Below are 17,332 nucleotides of genomic sequence, written 5' to 3' on the forward strand. Positions count from 1 at the left end.
TATTCCCCTGAGTCTGGGGGAGTTACGGCAGATCCCTCATCCGAAGTTTGGCTGAGCGTAAGGGCGGGTTGGGCAAAGTTGGCACAGTCGGGGCGTCCTGCTGGGACAGGCGATGCAACTTGCTGCTGACATGCTGCCGTAATGGGTGGGCAATCGGCGTCTCCTCGGTAGATCCTGAGGTCGACGACCCGTGGCTCCGCGCGCGAGTGGCGAGGCGTCCAAGGCGCAAGTCGTCAACTTCGTTGCGTGATTGACTGAATACCGGCGATGGCTGGAGCGGGGACGGGGTGGAGATTCAGGTTCTGGGCGGCCTTTCGGTGCAAGTCCCTACCCGCACGTTGCGCCTTGGTACGCCGAAACAGCAAGCGATCTTCGCGATGCTCGCAGTTCAGCCGGGCCAGCTGGTGACAGTGTCCGAGCTCGTCGATGAGTTATGGAGCGATTGCCCACCGCGATCAGCGGTCGCGAATGTTCTCAGCTATGCCGCGAATCTGCGCCGGGCTTTCGAGGCCTGCCCGTCGGGCCGAGGGATCATCGTGCGGCAGCGGAACGGCTATCGGCTCGACGTACCGCCGGAGCTGATAGACATCTTTTGCTTCGAGGCGGAGCGAAGCGCTGGTCGGGAAGCCCTGACCGCCGGCCACCTGGACGAGGCTCGGGTGCTGCTAGGCAGCGCCGTGACGCGGTGGCAGGGCCCGATGCTGGCAGGCATCCCGCTCGGGCCGGTCCTGACCGCCCGAACAGTGGCTGCCGAGGAAGAGCGCCTGTTGGCCACGGAACTCCTGGCGGATGTCCAACTCCGCTGCGGCCGGGATGACCTGGCGATTCCGCTGTTGCGGGAGGTGGTGGCCCGCCATCCGCTCCGCGAACCGGCCTACGCCCTCCTGATGCGGGCGCTGCATGAGAGCGGCGATCATGCTGGAGCGCTCGTCGCGTACGACGAGATCCGGACACGGCTGAGCGCGGAGCTGGGGGTGGTCCCAGGGGCCGATATCGAAGAACTGCACCGCAGGATCGCCACCCCAGTCCCGACGCCGGTCGTGGTCGCCCAACCAGAACGCTCCGAGTCGATAGTGCGCGACGGGGAGAGTGCAGCGGTATCTGAACAGACGCGCCAGCTCAAGCCGGTGGATCATCTGCCCCGGGCGGTCGCCGACTTCGTCGGGCGGGAAGACGTGCTGGCGCGGTTGCTGGCGGAGACGCGGCGCGTCGAGGAACGAGTGCCCGCCGTGCACATCATCGACGGGATGGCTGGCAGCGGGAAGACGACCCTCGCCGTCCACCTGGCCCGTCGGTTGTCCGCCCGGTATCCGGATGCCGTGCTGTTCATCGACCTGTGCGGGCATGGCGAGAAGAATCAGGTGGAGCCAGCGAGCGCCCTGGTCACCCTGCTTCGTCAACTTGAGGTGCCGGCCGAGCAGGTTCCGGTCGAGTTCGAGGCCAAGGTGGAGTTGTGGCGACGAGAACTGGCTCGCCGGAGGTCTGTGATCGTCCTCGACAACGCCGCGAGCAGCGAGCAGATCCTGCCACTCCTGCCGACCGAGCCGACCGCCGTTGTGCTTGTGTCGTCACGGCGGCGACTCTCCCACCCGGACGTCGCCCCTTCGCAGACGCTGCCGGTCATGAACCCCGAAGAGAGCGTCGACCTCCTTGCGCTGACTGTTGGCCGGGCTCGGGTCAGCGCCGAGCCGGAGGCGGCTGCCGAGGTGGTCCGGCGATGCGGTCACCTTCCCCTGGCGATCCGACTCGCCGGCGCGAGGCTGGCCCACCGGCGCAACTGGCGGTTGGCGGATCTCGCCGAGCAGATGGCCGCTGGCGGGCCTGCGCTGCACCATCTGGCGCAGGAGGAGAGCGCTGTCGCCAAAGCCTTCGCCGCCTCGTACGAACCTTTGCCGGAGGCGACCAGGCGAGTCTTCCGGTTCTTCGGTCTGTACCCCGGTAAGCGGCTCAGCCCGTCGGCCGTCGCCGCCCTGACCGGCCTGACGGTGACGGAAGCCCGCGCGGCGCTCGACGAGCTCGTCGATCGGAACCTGGCGGAGGACCTGGACTCCGCGCGGTACGGGCTGCACGACCTCATGCGCGAGTACTCCATCGAGCTGTGCGTTCGCACCGACTCCCCGAGCGACCGGAGCCTCGGGCTTGGCCGGCTGTTCGACTTCATGCTGGAGGCGGCCCTCAGGGTCGCCGATCTACTGGAGCCCGGTGTCGTCAGATCCCAGGTCACCCACCTCTGGTCCGGCCGTTCTGAACTGTTCGAGGCGCTCGGAGAGCCGCACGCTGAATGGTTGGAGTCCGAGCGGGCGGAGCTGCTGACGATGGTGTTGGCAGCACATGAGGCAGGCTTCTATCGGCACTCCTGGCAACTGGCCCGCGCCCTCTGGCGGTTCTGCTACATCCGCGGATATTTCGAAGACATCATCCTGACCCACCGTGATGCGCTGGAGGCGGCGGAGGCGGCGGGAGACACCGATGCGATGGCGTTGATGAACAACTACCTGGCTTCGGCCTATGTCCGAACCGGTGACAACCGCAAGGCGCTGGACCATCTCACCCGTTCCGTCGCCCTCTCCCGCGACTCCCGGGACGTGTTGAGGACGGCGCGCTACCGCGCCAACCTTGCCGCTGTCTACTGGTGGAGCGGCCAGCTCAACGAGTCTGTGACGCTGGGCTTCGAGTGCATGCGTGACAAGGCCTATGGCGAAGTAGGCGGGCCGATATTGCTGCCGAACCTTGGGTTGGCGCTCTCGGCGTTGGGACGCCATAAGGAGGCGTTGCGGCTACACCGTCTCCACCTGGCGTGGGCGCGAATGCACTCCGACGATTTCCATGTGCTCAACGCTCTCAGCCACATCGGCGGCGTGCGAGCCCGCATGGGCGATCTTCCCCAGGCGATCCGGATCCTCCTAGCCTCGTTGGCCCTGCGTGAGCGAACCGGCCATCGGTATGCCGAGGCTGAGGTGCGCAACGACCTCGGAATCGCCTATCGCGGTCTTGGCCGACTGGTCGAGGCCCAGCAGGAACACGAGGTCGCCCGGAAGCTGTCGATCGCCTCAGGGGAACGGCACGTCGAGGCGGCGGCGTTGAACGACCTCGGGCGCACCCTGCGGGCGCAGGGGCGGGACGTCGAGGCGGCCGAGATGCACGAGGCGGCCCTGCGGTTGGCGACCCGGATCGCGCATCCGTACGAGCAGGGCCGGGCTCTGGCCGGGCTGGCCGAACATTTCGCCGGCATCGACCCGGCCGAGGCCCGGCGGCACTGGGAGCGCGCGCTGGCGATCTTCCGGCGGATGGGTGTACCGGAGCGCTTCGACGCCGAGCGCCGCCTTGCCGAGACGGAAACCACCGAAGCAGGGCACTGACCTGCGCGGACAGCGCTTATCGATTTCTTATCGCCGGACCCGCTAGCTTTGCGCCGTGACGACGCACGGGGGAGGTTCTGCCTCTGGGCAGAACCAAATCGTCGACACGGCACCTGCTGCCAGGTTCCCCAGTGACCTCGGTGGCGGGTTGGTGGGAAGGGGCGGCGGTCCCGCGAGCGCGCTGATGCACCCGGCGACGTGACCGGGCTGCCGCTCCTTCCGAGCACCTTCACGTCGTACCTCACCGATAGGCTCACGCCGTGACCGAACCCGCGCAGCTCAGCCACGTCGATCGCGCCGGCGCGGCCCGCATGGTCGACGTCTCCGCCAAACCGGTGACCGGCCGGTTGGCCGTCGCGGCGGGCCGCCTGCGGACGACGCCCGAGGTCATCGACCTGCTGCACCGTGACGGGTTGCCCAAGGGCGACGCGCTGGCGGTCGGGCGGTTGGCCGGGATCATGGGCGCCAAGCGCACTCCGGAGCTGATCCCGCTCTGCCATCCGATCGCCCTGCACGGTGTCACCGTCGACCTGCGGCTGACCGCCGACACGGTGGAGATCACCGCCACCGCCCGTACGGCGGACCGGACGGGCGTCGAGATGGAGGCGCTCACCGCGGTGGCCGTCGCTGGTCTCGCCCTTGTCGACATGGTCAAGGCTGTCGATCCGGCGGCCTCGGTGGAGGCGGTCCGGGTGCTGCGCAAGGAGGGCGGCAAGACCGGCGAGTGGGTCCGACCGGAGGACCGGCCGTGATCCGGGCCCGGGTGATCGTCGCGTCCAACCGGGCGGCGGCCGGCGTGTACGCCGACACCAGTGGCCCGCTGCTCGTCGCCGGCCTGCGCGAGTTGGGCTGTCAGGTCGACGACCCGGTGGTGGTGCCCGACGGTGAGCCGGTCGGCAGAGCTCTGGAGGATGCTCTCGACGACGGCGTCGACGTGGTGCTGACCAGCGGCGGCACCGGCGTCACCCCGTCGGATCGCACGCCGGACGTGACCCGCGGCCTGCTGGATTACGAGATCCCCGGCATCGCAGAGGCCATCCGCGCGCACAGCCGTGACCGCGTCCCCACCTCGGTGTTGTCCCGCGGGTTGGCGGGGGTGGCCGGCCGGATGCTGGTGGTCAACCTGCCGGGCTCGACAGGTGGCGCCCGCGACGGGCTGGCCGTGCTCGGGCCGATCCTCGGGCACACAGTCGACCAACTTCGCGGCGGCGACCATTGACCGGGCGGGCGGGGTGCGGGCACCGAGGGTGTGGTGCCGTCCGCCCCGCTAGGCTCGACCGGTGAGCACGGAAACCGCACCAACCGCGGACCGGGTCGTCGCGCCCCCGCCGGCCGGGTGGGAGGAGGCGCGGTCCCGGGTGTACGCGGTCGGCCTGTCCGCAGCGCTCCCCGCCGTCGCCCGGCCACTTGTCGACACCGACGGTCTGACCCTGGCCGAGCCGTTGACCACCCGCACCGACCTGCCGGCCTTTCCCACCTCCAGCGTGGACGGCTGGGCCGTGCGGGGCGATGGGCCGTGGCGCGTCGTCGGCCGGGTGCTGGCCGGCAACACTCCCGCCCCGCTCGCTGACGACGGCACGACAGTCGAGATCGCGACCGGGGCCATGGTGCCCGAGGGCGCCACGGCCGTGCTGCGCGTCGAGGAGTCCACGGTCACGAATGGCCTGGTCAGCGGCACTCCCCGGCAGACACCGGAGTGGCGGCAGCCGGGCGAGGAGGCGTACGCCGATGAGGAACTTCTGCCGGTCGGCACGCCTGTCGACCCGGCGGTGATCGGCCTGGCCGCCTCCTGCGGACACGACACGCTGCGGGTCCGGCGGGCGCCGCGGGCCGCGCTGCTGGTCTTCGGCGACGAGTTGCTCACCGCGGGCCCGCCCTCGGCGGGTCGGGTGCGCGACGCCCTGGGGCCGGCGGTCCCGGCCTGGCTGCGACGGTACGGCTGCCAGGTCCGCCCATCCGACGTGGTGGGGCCCGTGGCCGACACGTTGCCCGCGCACGTGGCGGCGTTGCGATCGGCGCTGGCAAACGCCGACCTGGTCTGCACGACCGGCGGCACGATGCACGGCCCGGTCGACCACCTGCACCCGGCCCTGGAGGCGCTGGGCGCCGACTACGTGGTCAACACCGTGGCGGTCCGGCCGGGATTCCCGATGCTGCTGGCCCGGCTCGCCGGCCACGACGGTCGGGTCCGGTTCGTCGCCGGTCTGCCCGGCAACCCCCAGTCGGCGATCGTCGCGTTGGTGTCGCTCGTCGCCCCGCTGCTCGCCGGGCTCCAGGGCCGCTCGATGCCGGTGTTGCCGCAGGCCACATTGGCCGAGGCGGTGCCCGGCCGGGGCAATCACACACATCTGGCGCTGGTCCGGTTGGACCGGGCCGCAGGCACCGCCCATCCGGTGCGGCACGTCGGTTCGGCGATGCTGCGCGGGCTTGCCGGCGCCGACGGGTTCGCTGTCATCCGGCCCGACACCAGCGGCGAGCCGGGCGACCGGGTGCCGATCGTGCCGCTGCCGCTACTGCCTGGGGAGTGGGCGTCGTGACCACGCCGGTGATCACGTTCGGTGAGGTCACCGACCAGCCGCTCGACCTCGCCGCGCACGAGGTTGCGGTCGCCGACCGGCGGGCCGGGGCGGTCGTCTCCTTCCAGGGCGTGGTCCGCGATCACGACCACGGACGCCCGGTGGTGAGCCTGGAATACGAGGGGCACCCGAGCGCCGCCCAGGTGTTGCGCGACGTGGCCGCCGAGATCGCCGCCGATCCCGACGTGTACGCGGTGGCGGTCTCGCACCGGGTCGGCCCGCTGGCGATCGGTGACGTGGCGTTGGTCGCCGCGGTGAGCACCGCGCACCGCGCGGCCGCCTTCGCGGCCTGCGCCCGGCTCGTCGACGAGGCCAAGGCCCGGTTGCCGATCTGGAAGCGTCAGGTCTTCGCCGACGGCACCGAGGAATGGGTCAACTGCCCCTGACGGTTCAGCGGCGACCGTTGACGAGCGCGGCGCGGTTGAGGCGTTCCCCGTAGAACGCCGGCTCGGCGCCCGGCCGCCACGGCAGCGCGGCGACAAGCACGATCAGCGCGAGAGCCAACGAGTTCTCCATGAGCGCACCGAACAGGCCGTCCTGGTAGTGCGACTCCTCCGGCAGTTGGTGCTCGTACGGCCAGATCGGGGAGACCAGGAAGAGCAGGTACAGCCCGACCGCGGCGACGCCGTGCCGCAGCCCGGTCAGGGTGGGGTACCAGATCGGTGGGCGGAGGCTGTTGAGACCGGTCAGCCCGCCGAACGCCGGACCCTGGCTGCTGCGCTGCGCCACGCTCCGACTCGCCTCCCGGCGACGGACCGCCGCGTCGGCCAGCACGATGATCGCCGGGATCACCCAGACCAGGTGGTGCGTCCAGGAGATCGGGCTGATCACATTCGCGGTGAGGCCGACCAGAGTGAACGCGGTCAACTCGTCACCGTCGGCGCGGGAACTGGCCGCCCGTGACAGGCCGAGCGCCAGGATCAGCACCGAGAAGGCGAACCAGAGCAGCCCCGGAGTCTCGATCGAGTCGTACAACCGGGCCAGCAGGCCGGCGAGCGACTGGTTGGGCGTCATGTCGGCCGCGCCGACCCGTTCGGTCTGCCACAACACGCTGCCGAAGTACGCCCGCGACTCGTCGCCGACGATGCCGAAGCTCGCCACTGTGACGCCGATGGTGGTGCCGATCGCGGTGGCCGCCACCCGCCACTGACGGGTGATCAGCAGGTAGGCGATGAACAGCGCCGGAGTGAGCTTGACGGCGGTGGCCAGGCCGATGCCGGCACCGGCCCAGGCGCCGCTGTAGATGAAGCGCAGCAGGGGGCCGTCGGTCGCGTCGTAGTGGGTGCCCCGGCGTGAGCGCCACCGAAGCCCGATCAGGTCGGCCATGATCAGGGCGAACAGCAGGATGTTGACCTGGCCGTAGCCGAGGGTTTCCCGGCCCGGCTCGATGGCGACCGCGAGTGGCACCGCCACCGCCACTGTGAACCAGAGGGGCCAGCCCAGCCGGTCCACTATGGGTCGGAGCAGCCCGGCCAGGATCAGCGCCAACGCGGCGATGCTGGCGAGCGCGTTGACCATGCCGGCGCCGGCGATCGGAAGCTGCGCCATCGGCAGCATGACGAGCCCGGCGAACGGTGGGTAGGTGAAGCCGAGCGTGGTGCCGGGCGCGATGAACTCGTAGAGCTCGTGACCGCTCGCCCACCACACCACCGCGCCGTGGTAGATCTTCATGTCGAAGAAGTTGTACGGTCGCCCGAACTCGCCGATGGCAAGCCATGCGGCATAGGCGACGGCGGCCACGATGGCACCCCGTACGACGTTCCTGCGATCGATCCCACGCATCACGCGTTGAACTGGGGCGAGGCGGTCCGCCCGTCTACCGACAATCGTCGGCATGGCGTGGCCACCCCCGTACCAAGGTCGTCCTACCCGTCCAGGTCCTGCACGGAGCCTAGAACGGCGCCTCACGTCAGTGCCTCCCGCGTTATGCGACCGTGTCCGATCCCACACATGTTTTTGACATTTCCACCGCGTTAACGCCAAGCGGGTGGTTCAGGTAATTCGCGGCCTTAGCGGGGGTGGGAGGCAGCGGAGAGGGAGATCGACGCAGGTCAGCCGGGCAGGCGTCGGGCGGTCGCGGCGGACCGGACGGCGATCCGGGCCTCCCGCTTGGCCGTACGGACGGCACGCTGCACGGAACGTCGAGAGTGACCGATGCGGTGGCCGGTGCGCCACCGTAGACCCGGCTTGCCCTCGGTGTCGGCCGCGGCGAGCAGTAGACCGCCGAGGAGACCGAGGTTCTTCAGGAAGTGAACCTTGTTCGTGTCACGCAAGGCTGGTTCGTCGTCCTGGTTCCAGAAAGGATGCCCGGCGACGGTCGTCGGCACGAGTGTGCCGGCGAGGACCAGCGCGGCGGGCCGGGTGAGTCGTCCGGTGGCGAGCATCAGCCCGGCGCCGAGCTGCACCGCCGCGTTGATGCGGATCAGTTGCTCGGTCTCGGTGGGGAAGTTGGGGTGCACCTTCTTCAGCAGCGGCGTCGCCCGCTCGGTCACCGGCGCGGCCTTCTGGGCGAGCCGTTCCGGGGCACGGAGGTTGCGGTATCCGCTGACGACGAAGATGCCGCTCAACATGGCACGGGAGAGGGAGCGTACGGGCGTCATGGATCAGTCATACCCCGTCGCGGCGTTCGTTACCCTGCCAACCGCCGGATCCGGATCGGTGGACGTGCACGCCGCGCCACGCCGATTCGAGCGACAGTCGCTGATGGACCGGCCTCGACGGGTAACGTCGCGCGGGTGACGACGCTGCGCCTCCGACCCGAGGGTCCGGCCGACACCGGGTCGGTGCGTCGGGTGCTGGCAGGCGCGTTCGCCCGACCGGACGTGTCGACACCGCCGGAGGTCGTCCTGGTCGACGAGCTGCGGGGCACCGAGGCGTGGCTGCCGGAGCTCGCCATGGTCGTCGAGCACGGCGGTGAGGTCGTCGGGTACGCGCTGCTGACCCGCGTACGGGTGCGCCCCGACCGGGGCGGCGACGCTCCCGCCCTGGCACTGGGGCCGGTGGGCGTCGCACCCCACCGCCAGCGGGTGGGGCATGGCACGGCGGTGGTGCAGGCCGCGCTGGACGCGGCCACCGAGTTGGGTGAGCAGACGGTAGTGGTGCTCGGCGCCCCGGCCTTCTACCGGCGGTTCGGCTTCGGGCCGGCCGTCGACCTGGGCCTGACAAGCCCGTGGTCCGGGCTCGGCGAACCGTGGCAGGCGTTGGTCCTGCCGCCGTCGACAAGCGGCGAGGCACCGCCGCCGCGAGGTGAGGTGCTCTTTCCCGCGCCCTGGTCCAAGGTCTGACGCCGCAGACGACCGTGCGCTGTCAGGCCGGCTGGGTACGCAGGTACCGGCCGAAGTGCGGGACGGTGAAGGCCACCGTGCCGCGCTCCCCGGAGTAGATAAGCCCCTTCTTGATCAGCGCGTCCCGGGCCGGTGAGAGGCTGGCCGGCTTGCGGCCGAGCGCTCGGGCGATCTCCGCTGTGGGCACCGCGGCGTCCATGTCGTCGCGCGTGACACCACTGGACTCGCCGTCCACGAGGGACAGCGTGGCCATCGCCCGCATGTACTCGCGTTCGGCCGGGGTGGCCCGCTCGAACCGGGAGCCGAAGAAGCCGACTGCCAGTTCGGCCTCCGCTTCCGGGGCGGCGACCCGCACGTCGGCGGCCGTGATCGGGGAGCGCGGCGCGTGATCCCAGGTCGCCTTCCCGTACGCCTGCACGAAGTAGGGGTATCCGCCGGACTTCTCGTAGAGCAGATCGAGCGCCTTCTGCTCGTACTCCACTTCCTCACGCTCGGCCGGCGCGCAGAGCGCCTGGTCGGCGGCGATCCGGTCGAGGCGGTCGATGCGCTGGTAGCGGAAGAGCCGCTCGGAGTACGACTTCGCGGCGCTGAGTACGGCCGGCAGGTGCGGAAGGCCGGCGCCAACGACGATCAGTGGCGCGCCGATCTGGGACAGCTCATGGCAGGCGGCGCAGAGCGCCGACACGTCCTCCGGCCCGAGGTCCTGCATTTCGTCGATGAAGATGGCGATGCCGGTGCCCACGTCGCTGGCCACGGCGGCGGCGTCGCTGAGTAGCTCGACCAGGTCGATCTCGATGTCGCCCGAGTCGGCGCGGCCGCTGGCGGCGGGAACGTCGATTCCGGGCTGCCACCGGTCGCGCAGCTTCGGGGACGCCCCAGCGCGCCCAGCCGGTGCGGACCGCTGGGCGAACGCCTTGAGGACGCCGAGGAAGGCGTCGATCCGGTCGGGCGCGCGGTGCCGGGGCGCGAGTTCGCGGACCGCCATGTGCAGCGCGGCGGCGACGGGGCGGCGCAGTGACTGGTCCGGACGTGCCTCGATCTTGCCGCTGCCCCAGAGGTGGTTGATCGCCTGCGACCGCAGGGTGTTGAGCAGGACGGTCTTGCCGACTCCGCGAAGCCCCGTGAGCATCAGGCTGCGCTCGGGGCGGCCCCGGGCGATGCGCTCCAGCACGATGTCGAAGACGTCGAGCTCCCGCCCCCGTCCGGCTAGTTCGGGCGGGCGCTGACCTGCGCCCGGGGCGTAGGGGTTGCGGACCGGATCCACGCATCGCAGAGTATCGGCCCATCTAGCTGCCAGGCTAGAAATGGATAGACGGAGCTACCGGCGTGTCGGCTGTCGCCAGCAAGTCGGGGCCGTCGACAAGAAACTAGGGCTGTCTAGCGTCCACGCTAGACAGCCCTAGTTTTGTCAATCGCCTAGCGCTTCTTCAGGCAGAGCACGTAGTCGAACAGGTCGACAGTGTTGTCGTGCACGTAGTTCGCAGTGGCCTGCGGCGCCAGCGTCTTGCACCGGTCCCCGTCGGTCGTCGCCGGAATCCGCAGCAGCACCTGGTAGGTGCCCGGCCCACACGGCACCTTGCGCAGATCCGCGTCGGCCTCGGTGCCGTCGTTGACCACGCAGTCACCCCTGGCGAACTCCTCCCTGTCCGGCGACGGCTCGGCTGGCGACGGCTCGGCCGGGCTCGGAGCGTCGCTGGGCAGCGCAGGCGGAACGACAGAAACGCTCGCCGACGGCATTGGCCTGGCCTCCTCACCTTCGTCGGTGACCTTCCAGACCGCCCAGCCGGCCAGACCCAGACAGGGGCAGAGCACGAGCAGCACCACAAGCGCCACGATCAGAGCGACCTTCCGGCCGGTCCTGTTCGTCGGCGGGGCCGGCGGCATCCCGTACCCACCAGGCGCCGACAGCCCCCACGGCGCGTCTCCCGGGCCCGGCCCGGCGGGCGGGAACGGACCCGCCTGGCCCGGAGGAGGGCCGGCCGGTGGGAACTGGCCCGGAGGCGGGAAGTGCCCCGGCGTCGGGCCGGCGGGCGGGAACGGGCCGGGCGGCGGCTGGCCGGCACCGGACGGAGGACCCGCGTCCGAGGTGGGCGCAGGGCCCCACGCGGCGGGCGGCGGCTCCGCACCGGGCGGGGGATCCCACCTGGGTACGGTCGGTGGCTCGCCGCCGGACGGCGGGCCCCACTGCTGTCGGGTCGGGTCCTCGTCGGGCGGTGGGCCGTAGGTCGTCATGTCATCCCCCGGAATGGTGGGTTCAGCGCTGCTTGAGGCAGAGGACGAAGTCGAGGGTGTCCAACTCGCTGTCGAAGAAGTACCAGTTGGTGTAGCCCTCGACCTTGGCGCACTTGGCCTCGGCGTCGCGCTCACCGCTTGTCGCGCCATCGATGCGGCGCAGCACCTCGTACGACTTCGGCGCGCAGTCGCTGATCAGCAGCTTCGGTTTGCCGCCCGCCGGACCCTCGTTGCGTACGCACTGGCCGACCTTGGCGAATCGCGGGTCGGCGGACGACTCCGGTGCTGCGGCGCTCGGCGTTGGATCGGTCGGCGCGGGCACGTCCGCGTCGGGCTCCCCGGCGGCGGCCGAAGCGGTCGGGGTGGCAACAGTGGCCGGGTCGTCCGATCCGCGCAGGAACCAGTAGGCGCCACCGCCCGCCACGAGCAGCAGCACGACGCCCAGAACCGCGATCAGCGGCCCCCGGCCACGCTTACTCGGCGCGGGCGAGGGATCTCCGCCGTACGGATCACCGGCGGGCTGGTACGGCTCCCCGCCGTACGCCGGGCTCGCCTCGGCGGGCCGGTACGCGCCGCCGTAGGGCGTGCCCGACTCGTAGGGCGCCGGGTTGCCGCCTCCGTACGCCGTCCCGCCGTCCTCGCCGCCGTAGGGCACCCCTGGACCGCCGCCGTAGGGGCCGTTGCCGTACGAACTGTCGCCGTAGGACCTCGGCGGTCCCTGCGGCACTGGTGGGTAGGACTCGGCCGCAGGTGGGTAGGGCTGCCGAGCCCGCTGTTCGGGCGTGTCGTCGGGTCGCTGCCCACGCCACGGGCCCCCGACGCCGCCACCCGGTGGTCCGTAGTTCGTCATTCCGCCCTCCAGGCTGGTGAGAGGCCGGCCACCAATGGACGACGCCGACTTCGAAGTCACCGTAGCGTGGTCCACCGATGACCTCATCCCCACCGAGTGCCGCACCAGGCCGCCGCGCCGACGCCGCACCGGCAATGATCTGGACCGCGTTGATCGTGGTCTACCTGCTCTGGGGCTCGACCTACCTGGCCATCCGGGTCACCGTGGAGACGCTTCCTCCGCTGCTCTCGGCCGCCTGGCGATTTGCCGCCGCCGCTCTGGTGCTGGCGGTGGTGCTGCGGCTACGCCGAGGGCCCGGTGCCCTGCGGGTGGACCGGCGGCAACTCGGCTCCGCCGCGCTTATCGGAGTCCTCCTGCTCACCGGCGGCAACGGCCTGGTGGTGCTAGCCGAATCCGGGCCGCCCGGGGTGGCGGTGCCCTCCGGGATCGCCGCGCTGCTTGTGGCGACAGTGCCACTGCTCGTCGTGCTGCTGCGCTCCGCGACCGGGGACCGGCCACCGCTCTGGACGTTCGCCGGGGTCACGGTGGGCTTCGCAGGTCTGGTCCTGCTGGTGCTGCCCAGCGGCGGCGGGGGCGCGGTGCCTCTGGTCGGGGCGCTGACAGTGGTGGCTGCGGCCACCGCCTGGTCGATCGGGTCGTTCCTGTCGGGACGGATCCGGATGCCCACCGACCCGTTCGTGGCCACCGTGTACGAGATGGTGGCCGGCGCGTTGGCACTGGCCGTCGTCGCTGCCCTCCGGGGCGAGCTGCGCGACTTCCATCCGGCGTCGGTAAGCACCCGCTCGTGGGCGGCACTCGTCTACCTCATGGTGGCCGGCTCGCTGGTGGCCTTCACGGCGTACGTGTGGCTGCTGCACAACGCACCCATCTCGCTCGTCTCGACGTACGCCTATGTGAACCCGGCGGTCGCGGTGGCGCTGGGTGCGCTGCTGGTGGCCGAGCCGATCACCACGCAGGTGCTGCTCGGCGGTGCCGTCCTCGTCGCCGGGGTGGCTCTGGTGGTGAGCACCGAACGGCCCCGGCGCAAGAGCGCGGTTACACGATCGGGGGCCGCGCCAGCGGGCGACCGGCAGTAGCTTCCGGTCCATGTCTGCCGCCACGCTGGTGCCTGTCGCGTTGCTGGGCGCACTGGTCGGTGTCGTCGTACCCCTGGTTGCCCGGCGCTTTACGACAGTGCCGTCCCCTCGGCGCGTCTCGGGCTGGCTCAGTCCGCCGCTCGCGGCGGCCGTGTTCGTCGGGCTCGCCGCAGCGCTCGGTGACGACCCGGCACTGCCGGTCTTCCTCGCGGTGGCGGCGGTGGGGCTGGTGCTGGCCCTTGTCGACCTGGCCTGCCTGCGGCTGCCCGACGCACTGGTCCTCACCGCTGGCGCGTTGGCCCTTGGTGGCCTGACCAGCGCGGCGTTGCTGACCGACACCTCCGGGCGGCTGGTCGGTGCGTTGGCAGGCGCGGCGGTCGCCGGCGCGGCGCACGTGCTGCTGGCGGTGCTGCCCGGCTCCCGGCTGGGCTTCGGGGACGTGAAGCTCGCGGGCGTTCTCGGCCTACCGCTCGGCTGGCTCGGCCGGGACGCCCTGCTGGCCGGGCTGTTCCTGCCACACCTGCTGCACGGAGCCGTGGTGCTCGGCCTGCTCGCCGCGCGGCGGGTCCGCCGGGGCACGCTACTGCCATTCGGCCCGGCCCTGCTCGCGGGCGCCTGGCTCGCCACGGTGGTGCGCTGACGCTGCCGCTCCGGCGGCCCACCGCCCGACCCCTGGCCGAGCGGCCCGCGCCCCCCCGCGCACCGGACCGTCAGATCAGGCGGAGCTGGCGGTCCTTCGGGCGGCGCGGCTCGGTCTCGCCGAACCGCTCGAACAGGCCCGGGTCGATGGCACCGAGGAACGGTGACGGCGAGCAGTCGCGCTCCACACCGTGCCGGGTGCGGCGGGCGGCATGGCTGACGTACAGGCGGTCCTGGGCGCGGGTCAGGCCGACGAAGAAGAGTCGACGTTCCTCGGCGACCGCGTCCTCGTCGGATGTCGAGCCGGGCCAGCGCAGCGGCAGTAGCCCATCCTCGGCACCGACCAGGAACACCACAGGGAACTCCAGACCCTTGGCGGCGTGCAGGGTCAGCAGCGTGACCGCCTCGGCGCGCGGGTCGAGGGCGTCCACCTCGGCGCCGGTGGCCAACTGCGACAGGAACATCTCCAGGTCGTCGCCGCAACGTCGGGCAAGTGGGGTCAGCAGGTCCACGGCCGAGCGGACGTCCTCGGGGCGTACCGTGCTGGCGGCGCCGTCGAGGGTGGGCACCGCGAACCGTTCCGCGACGACCTGGCCGGCCAGGCGCACCCGGGCGGCCAGCGAACCGGCCAACCCGTCGGCGTGCCGCAACTCGCGGGCGATGGCTGCCACCCCGGGTCGGTCCCGCAGCCGGTCGTGCGAGCGCTTCTGCACCGGGATGTTGGCCCGGGCCAGTGCGTCCACGATCGGGGCGGCTTGCGCGTCGGTGCGGTACAGCACGGCGATGTCGGAGAACGACAGGGTGGTGACCCGGCCGTCGATCCGGCCCGAGTCCAGCGAGCGGTGGGACAGCCCGCCGACCAGTTCGTCGACGGTACGGACCACGAAGTCGGCCTCCTCGGCGACCGACGCCGCCGGGTAGCGGCCGACGAGCGGCGCCTCCGGGTCGAGTCGGGCCGGGTCCAGTCGCCGGCCACGCACCAGCGAAGACGGCGCGATGGCCTGCACGGCGGCGGCCAGGATCGGTGCCGACGAGCGGTAGTTGCGGTTGAGCCGGACCAGCCGGGCGTCCGTGAAGTCCTGGGAGAAGCGCAGGAAGTAGCCGACGTCGGCACCCCGGAACGAGTAGATCGCCTGGTCCGGGTCGCCGATCGCGCAGAGGTTGCCGTCGGCGGGGCTGAGTAGCCGAAGCAGCTCGTACTGCACCGCGTCGACGTCCTGGTACTCGTCGACGAAGATCCACCGCCAGCGGTCCCGGTACCGCTCGACAAGCTTCCGGTCGGCCCGCAGCAACTCCACCGGCAGGCTCACCAGCTCGTCCAGGTCGACCAGATCCTGCTTGCGCAGCAGCGCCACATAGCTGGTGAGGTCGTCGCCGGCCTCCGACCGGGCCGCCGCGCGCTCGCCGTCGTCGGCGATCCGGAAGTCGGCCGGCAGGCCCGCAGCCTCGGCGTTCTCCCGCAGGATCGTCAGCCCCAGCGCGTGGAACGTACCCACCGTGACGTCCTCGGCGACCGGGCCGAGCAGGCTGTCGAGACGGTGCCGCAGCTCCTCGGCCGCCCGCCTGGTGAAGGTGATGGCCAGGCAGTGCTCGGGAAAGACGTTCAGCTCCGCACAGAGGTACGCGATCCGGTGGGTGAGCGTCCGGGTCTTCCCGGTGCCCGGACCGGCCACGATGAGCAGCGGGCCGCCGGGCGCGGACGCCGCAACCCGCTGCATCGCGTCCAGCCGGTCCAGCAGACCGGTGCCGACCTCCTCCATCCCCGCGAGCATCGGTTCGAACGGCTCGTGCGGCGACGGCGGCGACGCGATCGGCGGAGCAGGAGGCGGCGCCGGAGCCTTCCGCTTCGGCTCCGCCTTCGCCGCCGCCGGGCGCTTGGCCGTGGAGCGGGCCGCCGGCTCGGTGGGCCGCCGCTGCGCCGGCACAGGTACGTCGAACAGCGTCTCCTGTGCCGTACCGGCACCGGCTCCCAGCTCCGCCGGATCGAAGAGGGTGATGACGCCGTACTCGCCGTCGTAGCCGGGCACCCGGCGTACGTCGCCGCGCCGCAGTCGACCGATGCCCTCCGCGAGCAACTCGCCCCCGGCCTGGGCGATGTCCGGCAACGGTGTCGTGGTGAGGATCTCCAGCTCGGGGCCGAGCGCGGCGAGCAACTCGTTGAGCCGCCCCTCCACCTTCTTCGAACGCGCGCCCACCTTGTTGATCTCACCGAGGATCTCGGCGAGCGGCACCAGGTGGGTGACGTCGCGGGCGTGTGCCGGTCGGTGCCCGTCCGGGCGGTCGGCCAACTCCTCGATGCGGCTGAGGACGCCCACTGTGAGCGGCTTGCCGCACTCGGGGCAGCGCCCGTCGGCAGCCCGGGTGCGCTCCGGGGACCAGTTCACCCCGCACAGCCGGTGCCCGTCCGCGTGGTACTTGCCCTCCTCGGGGAAGAACTCGATGGTGCCGGCGAGACCGTCGCCGGTCCGCAGCGCCTCCCGGATGGCGAAGTAGTCCCGTTCGGCCGCCAGCACAGTGGCCTCGCGGCCCAGCGCCGGTGGGGAGTGCGCGTCGGAGTTGGAGACCAGTTGATAGCCGTCCAGACTGCCGACCCGCCAGTTCATCGCCGGGTCGGAGGAGAGCCCGGTCTCCACGGCGAAGATGTGCTCGGCCAGGTCGGCGTAGCAGTCGGCGATCGCGTCGAAGCCGGACTTCGAGCCCAGCGCCGAGAACCACGGCGTCCAGATGTGCGCCGGGACGAGGTAGCCATCCGGGCTCGCCTCCAGGGTGATCTCCAGCAGGTCCCGGGAGTCCAGACCGAGGATCGGCCGGCCGTCCGAGCCGAGGTTGCCGATCCGCCCCAGCGCTGTGTTGAACCGGGCCACCGCATCCAGGTCCGGCAGATAGATCAGGTGGTGCACCTTGCGGGTGCGGTCGTCCCGCTTGTAGATGGTGGAGATCTCCACGCTCAGCATGAACCGCACCGCGTCCGCGTCGGTCGTGCCGGCGAGGCGCGGCGGCAGCCGACGGGCGATGTCGCGTTCCGCCTCCGGGTCCAGGCGGTAGAGCCCCGGCTCGGCCGGGCGCAGCGTCTCCCGCAGGTGGTCGTACCAGGCGGGATGGGTGAAATCACCGGTGCCGAGCAGGGCGATGCCCTTGCGCCGGGCCCACCACGCCAGGTTCGGCAGCGTGAGATCGCGGCTGCACGCGCGCGAATATTTCGAGTGGATGTGCAGGTCCGCGACGAAAGGCGGGAAGCCACCGGGGGGTACGGCGCTGAACGGGGGCACGCCGCATCCTGTCACGTGCGCCATGCCCACCGCCTACCGCCACGCGC

14 protein-coding genes are annotated in these 17,332 nt (G+C 71.4%); 8 read left to right on the top strand and 6 right to left on the bottom strand.

Going from position 1 to position 17,332, the window contains the following annotated elements; all coding sequences use genetic code 11:
* The first annotated feature begins 287 nt into the window (after positions 1-287).
* From F4558_RS26805 to F4558_RS26825, 5 genes are all read left to right on the top strand, one after another.
* Positions 288-3,359 carry an AfsR/SARP family transcriptional regulator gene (locus F4558_RS26805; RefSeq protein ID WP_167946448.1) on the top strand — a complete coding sequence of 1,024 codons (3,072 nt, stop codon included), beginning with the start codon at positions 288-290 and terminating at the stop codon, positions 3,357-3,359.
* Between the two features lie 260 nt (positions 3,360-3,619).
* The gene (moaC, locus tag F4558_RS26810; protein WP_053651621.1) at positions 3,620-4,111 is read left to right on the top strand and encodes a cyclic pyranopterin monophosphate synthase MoaC; all 492 of its coding nucleotides are present in this window, start codon (positions 3,620-3,622) and stop codon (positions 4,109-4,111) included.
* On the top strand, positions 4,108-4,578 hold the full coding sequence (locus F4558_RS26815) for a MogA/MoaB family molybdenum cofactor biosynthesis protein (RefSeq protein WP_167946450.1): 471 nt from the start codon (positions 4,108-4,110) through the stop codon (positions 4,576-4,578). The genes moaC and F4558_RS26815 overlap by 4 nt, the downstream gene beginning before the upstream one ends.
* Positions 4,579-4,639: 61 nt before the next feature.
* On the top strand, positions 4,640-5,896 hold the full coding sequence (locus tag F4558_RS26820) for a molybdopterin molybdotransferase MoeA (protein WP_167946452.1): 1,257 nt from the start codon (positions 4,640-4,642) through the stop codon (positions 5,894-5,896).
* The gene (locus tag F4558_RS26825; RefSeq protein WP_053652324.1) at positions 5,893-6,321 is read left to right on the top strand and encodes a molybdenum cofactor biosynthesis protein MoaE; all 429 of its coding nucleotides are present in this window, start codon (positions 5,893-5,895) and stop codon (positions 6,319-6,321) included. The genes F4558_RS26820 and F4558_RS26825 overlap by 4 nt, the downstream gene beginning before the upstream one ends.
* A gap of 4 nt (positions 6,322-6,325) precedes the next feature.
* Here F4558_RS26825 and F4558_RS26830 read toward each other — a convergent pair whose 3' ends face one another.
* Positions 6,326-7,771: a glycosyltransferase 87 family protein gene (locus F4558_RS26830; RefSeq protein ID WP_167946454.1), complete on the bottom strand. Its 1,446-nt coding sequence runs from the start codon at positions 7,769-7,771 to the stop codon at positions 6,326-6,328.
* Between the two features lie 215 nt (positions 7,772-7,986).
* Complete coding sequence (locus tag F4558_RS26835) at positions 7,987-8,535, bottom strand: DoxX family protein (RefSeq protein ID WP_053651615.1); 549 nt, start codon at positions 8,533-8,535, stop codon at positions 7,987-7,989.
* 135 nt (positions 8,536-8,670) lie between these two features.
* Between F4558_RS26835 and F4558_RS26840 the strand changes: the two genes are divergently transcribed.
* The gene (locus tag F4558_RS26840; protein ID WP_053651613.1) at positions 8,671-9,219 is read left to right on the top strand and encodes a GNAT family N-acetyltransferase; all 549 of its coding nucleotides are present in this window, start codon (positions 8,671-8,673) and stop codon (positions 9,217-9,219) included.
* Between the two features lie 22 nt (positions 9,220-9,241).
* Here F4558_RS26840 and F4558_RS26845 read toward each other — a convergent pair whose 3' ends face one another.
* The 3 genes from F4558_RS26845 to F4558_RS31810 all read right to left on the bottom strand — a co-directional run bounded on the left by F4558_RS26845 (position 9,242) and on the right by F4558_RS31810 (position 12,106).
* A complete protein-coding gene (locus tag F4558_RS26845) occupies positions 9,242-10,483 on the bottom strand; it encodes an ATP-binding protein (protein WP_053651611.1) in 1,242 nt (413 codons plus the stop codon).
* A 152-nt stretch (positions 10,484-10,635) separates the two neighbouring features.
* The gene (locus F4558_RS32270) at positions 10,636-11,058 is read right to left on the bottom strand and encodes an LppU/SCO3897 family protein (protein ID WP_167947687.1); all 423 of its coding nucleotides are present in this window, start codon (positions 11,056-11,058) and stop codon (positions 10,636-10,638) included.
* Between the two features lie 415 nt (positions 11,059-11,473).
* Positions 11,474-12,106: an LppU/SCO3897 family protein gene (locus tag F4558_RS31810; protein WP_370469199.1), complete on the bottom strand. Its 633-nt coding sequence runs from the start codon at positions 12,104-12,106 to the stop codon at positions 11,474-11,476.
* Positions 12,107-12,378: 272 nt separating this feature from the next.
* On the opposite strand from F4558_RS31810, the gene F4558_RS26860 reads away from it, so the two are divergent.
* Both F4558_RS26860 and F4558_RS26865 read left to right on the top strand, forming a co-directional pair.
* The gene (locus F4558_RS26860; protein WP_209273412.1) at positions 12,379-13,377 is read left to right on the top strand and encodes an EamA family transporter; all 999 of its coding nucleotides are present in this window, start codon (positions 12,379-12,381) and stop codon (positions 13,375-13,377) included.
* 10 nt (positions 13,378-13,387) lie between these two features.
* Positions 13,388-14,017, top strand: coding sequence for an A24 family peptidase (locus F4558_RS26865; protein ID WP_167946458.1), 630 nt, complete (start codon positions 13,388-13,390; stop codon positions 14,015-14,017).
* A gap of 70 nt (positions 14,018-14,087) precedes the next feature.
* Here F4558_RS26865 and F4558_RS26870 read toward each other — a convergent pair whose 3' ends face one another.
* Complete coding sequence (locus F4558_RS26870; RefSeq protein ID WP_167946460.1) at positions 14,088-17,285, bottom strand: UvrD-helicase domain-containing protein; 3,198 nt, start codon at positions 17,283-17,285, stop codon at positions 14,088-14,090.
* Positions 17,286-17,332: the final 47 nt, after the last annotated feature.

Source organism: Micromonospora profundi, from assembly GCF_011927785.1.
GTDB lineage: Bacteria > Actinomycetota > Actinomycetes > Mycobacteriales > Micromonosporaceae > Micromonospora > Micromonospora profundi.

Coding starts and splice junctions, on each gene's coding strand:
- F4558_RS26865 (WP_167946458.1), top strand. CDS start 13,388: ATGTCTGCCGCCACGCTGGTGCCTGTCGCGTTGCTGGGCGCACTGGTC.
- F4558_RS26860 (WP_209273412.1), top strand. CDS start 12,379: ATGACCTCATCCCCACCGAGTGCCGCACCAGGCCGCCGCGCCGACGCC.
- F4558_RS26830 (WP_167946454.1), bottom strand. CDS start 7,771: ATGCCGACGATTGTCGGTAGACGGGCGGACCGCCTCGCCCCAGTTCAA.
- F4558_RS26835 (WP_053651615.1), bottom strand. CDS start 8,535: ATGACGCCCGTACGCTCCCTCTCCCGTGCCATGTTGAGCGGCATCTTC.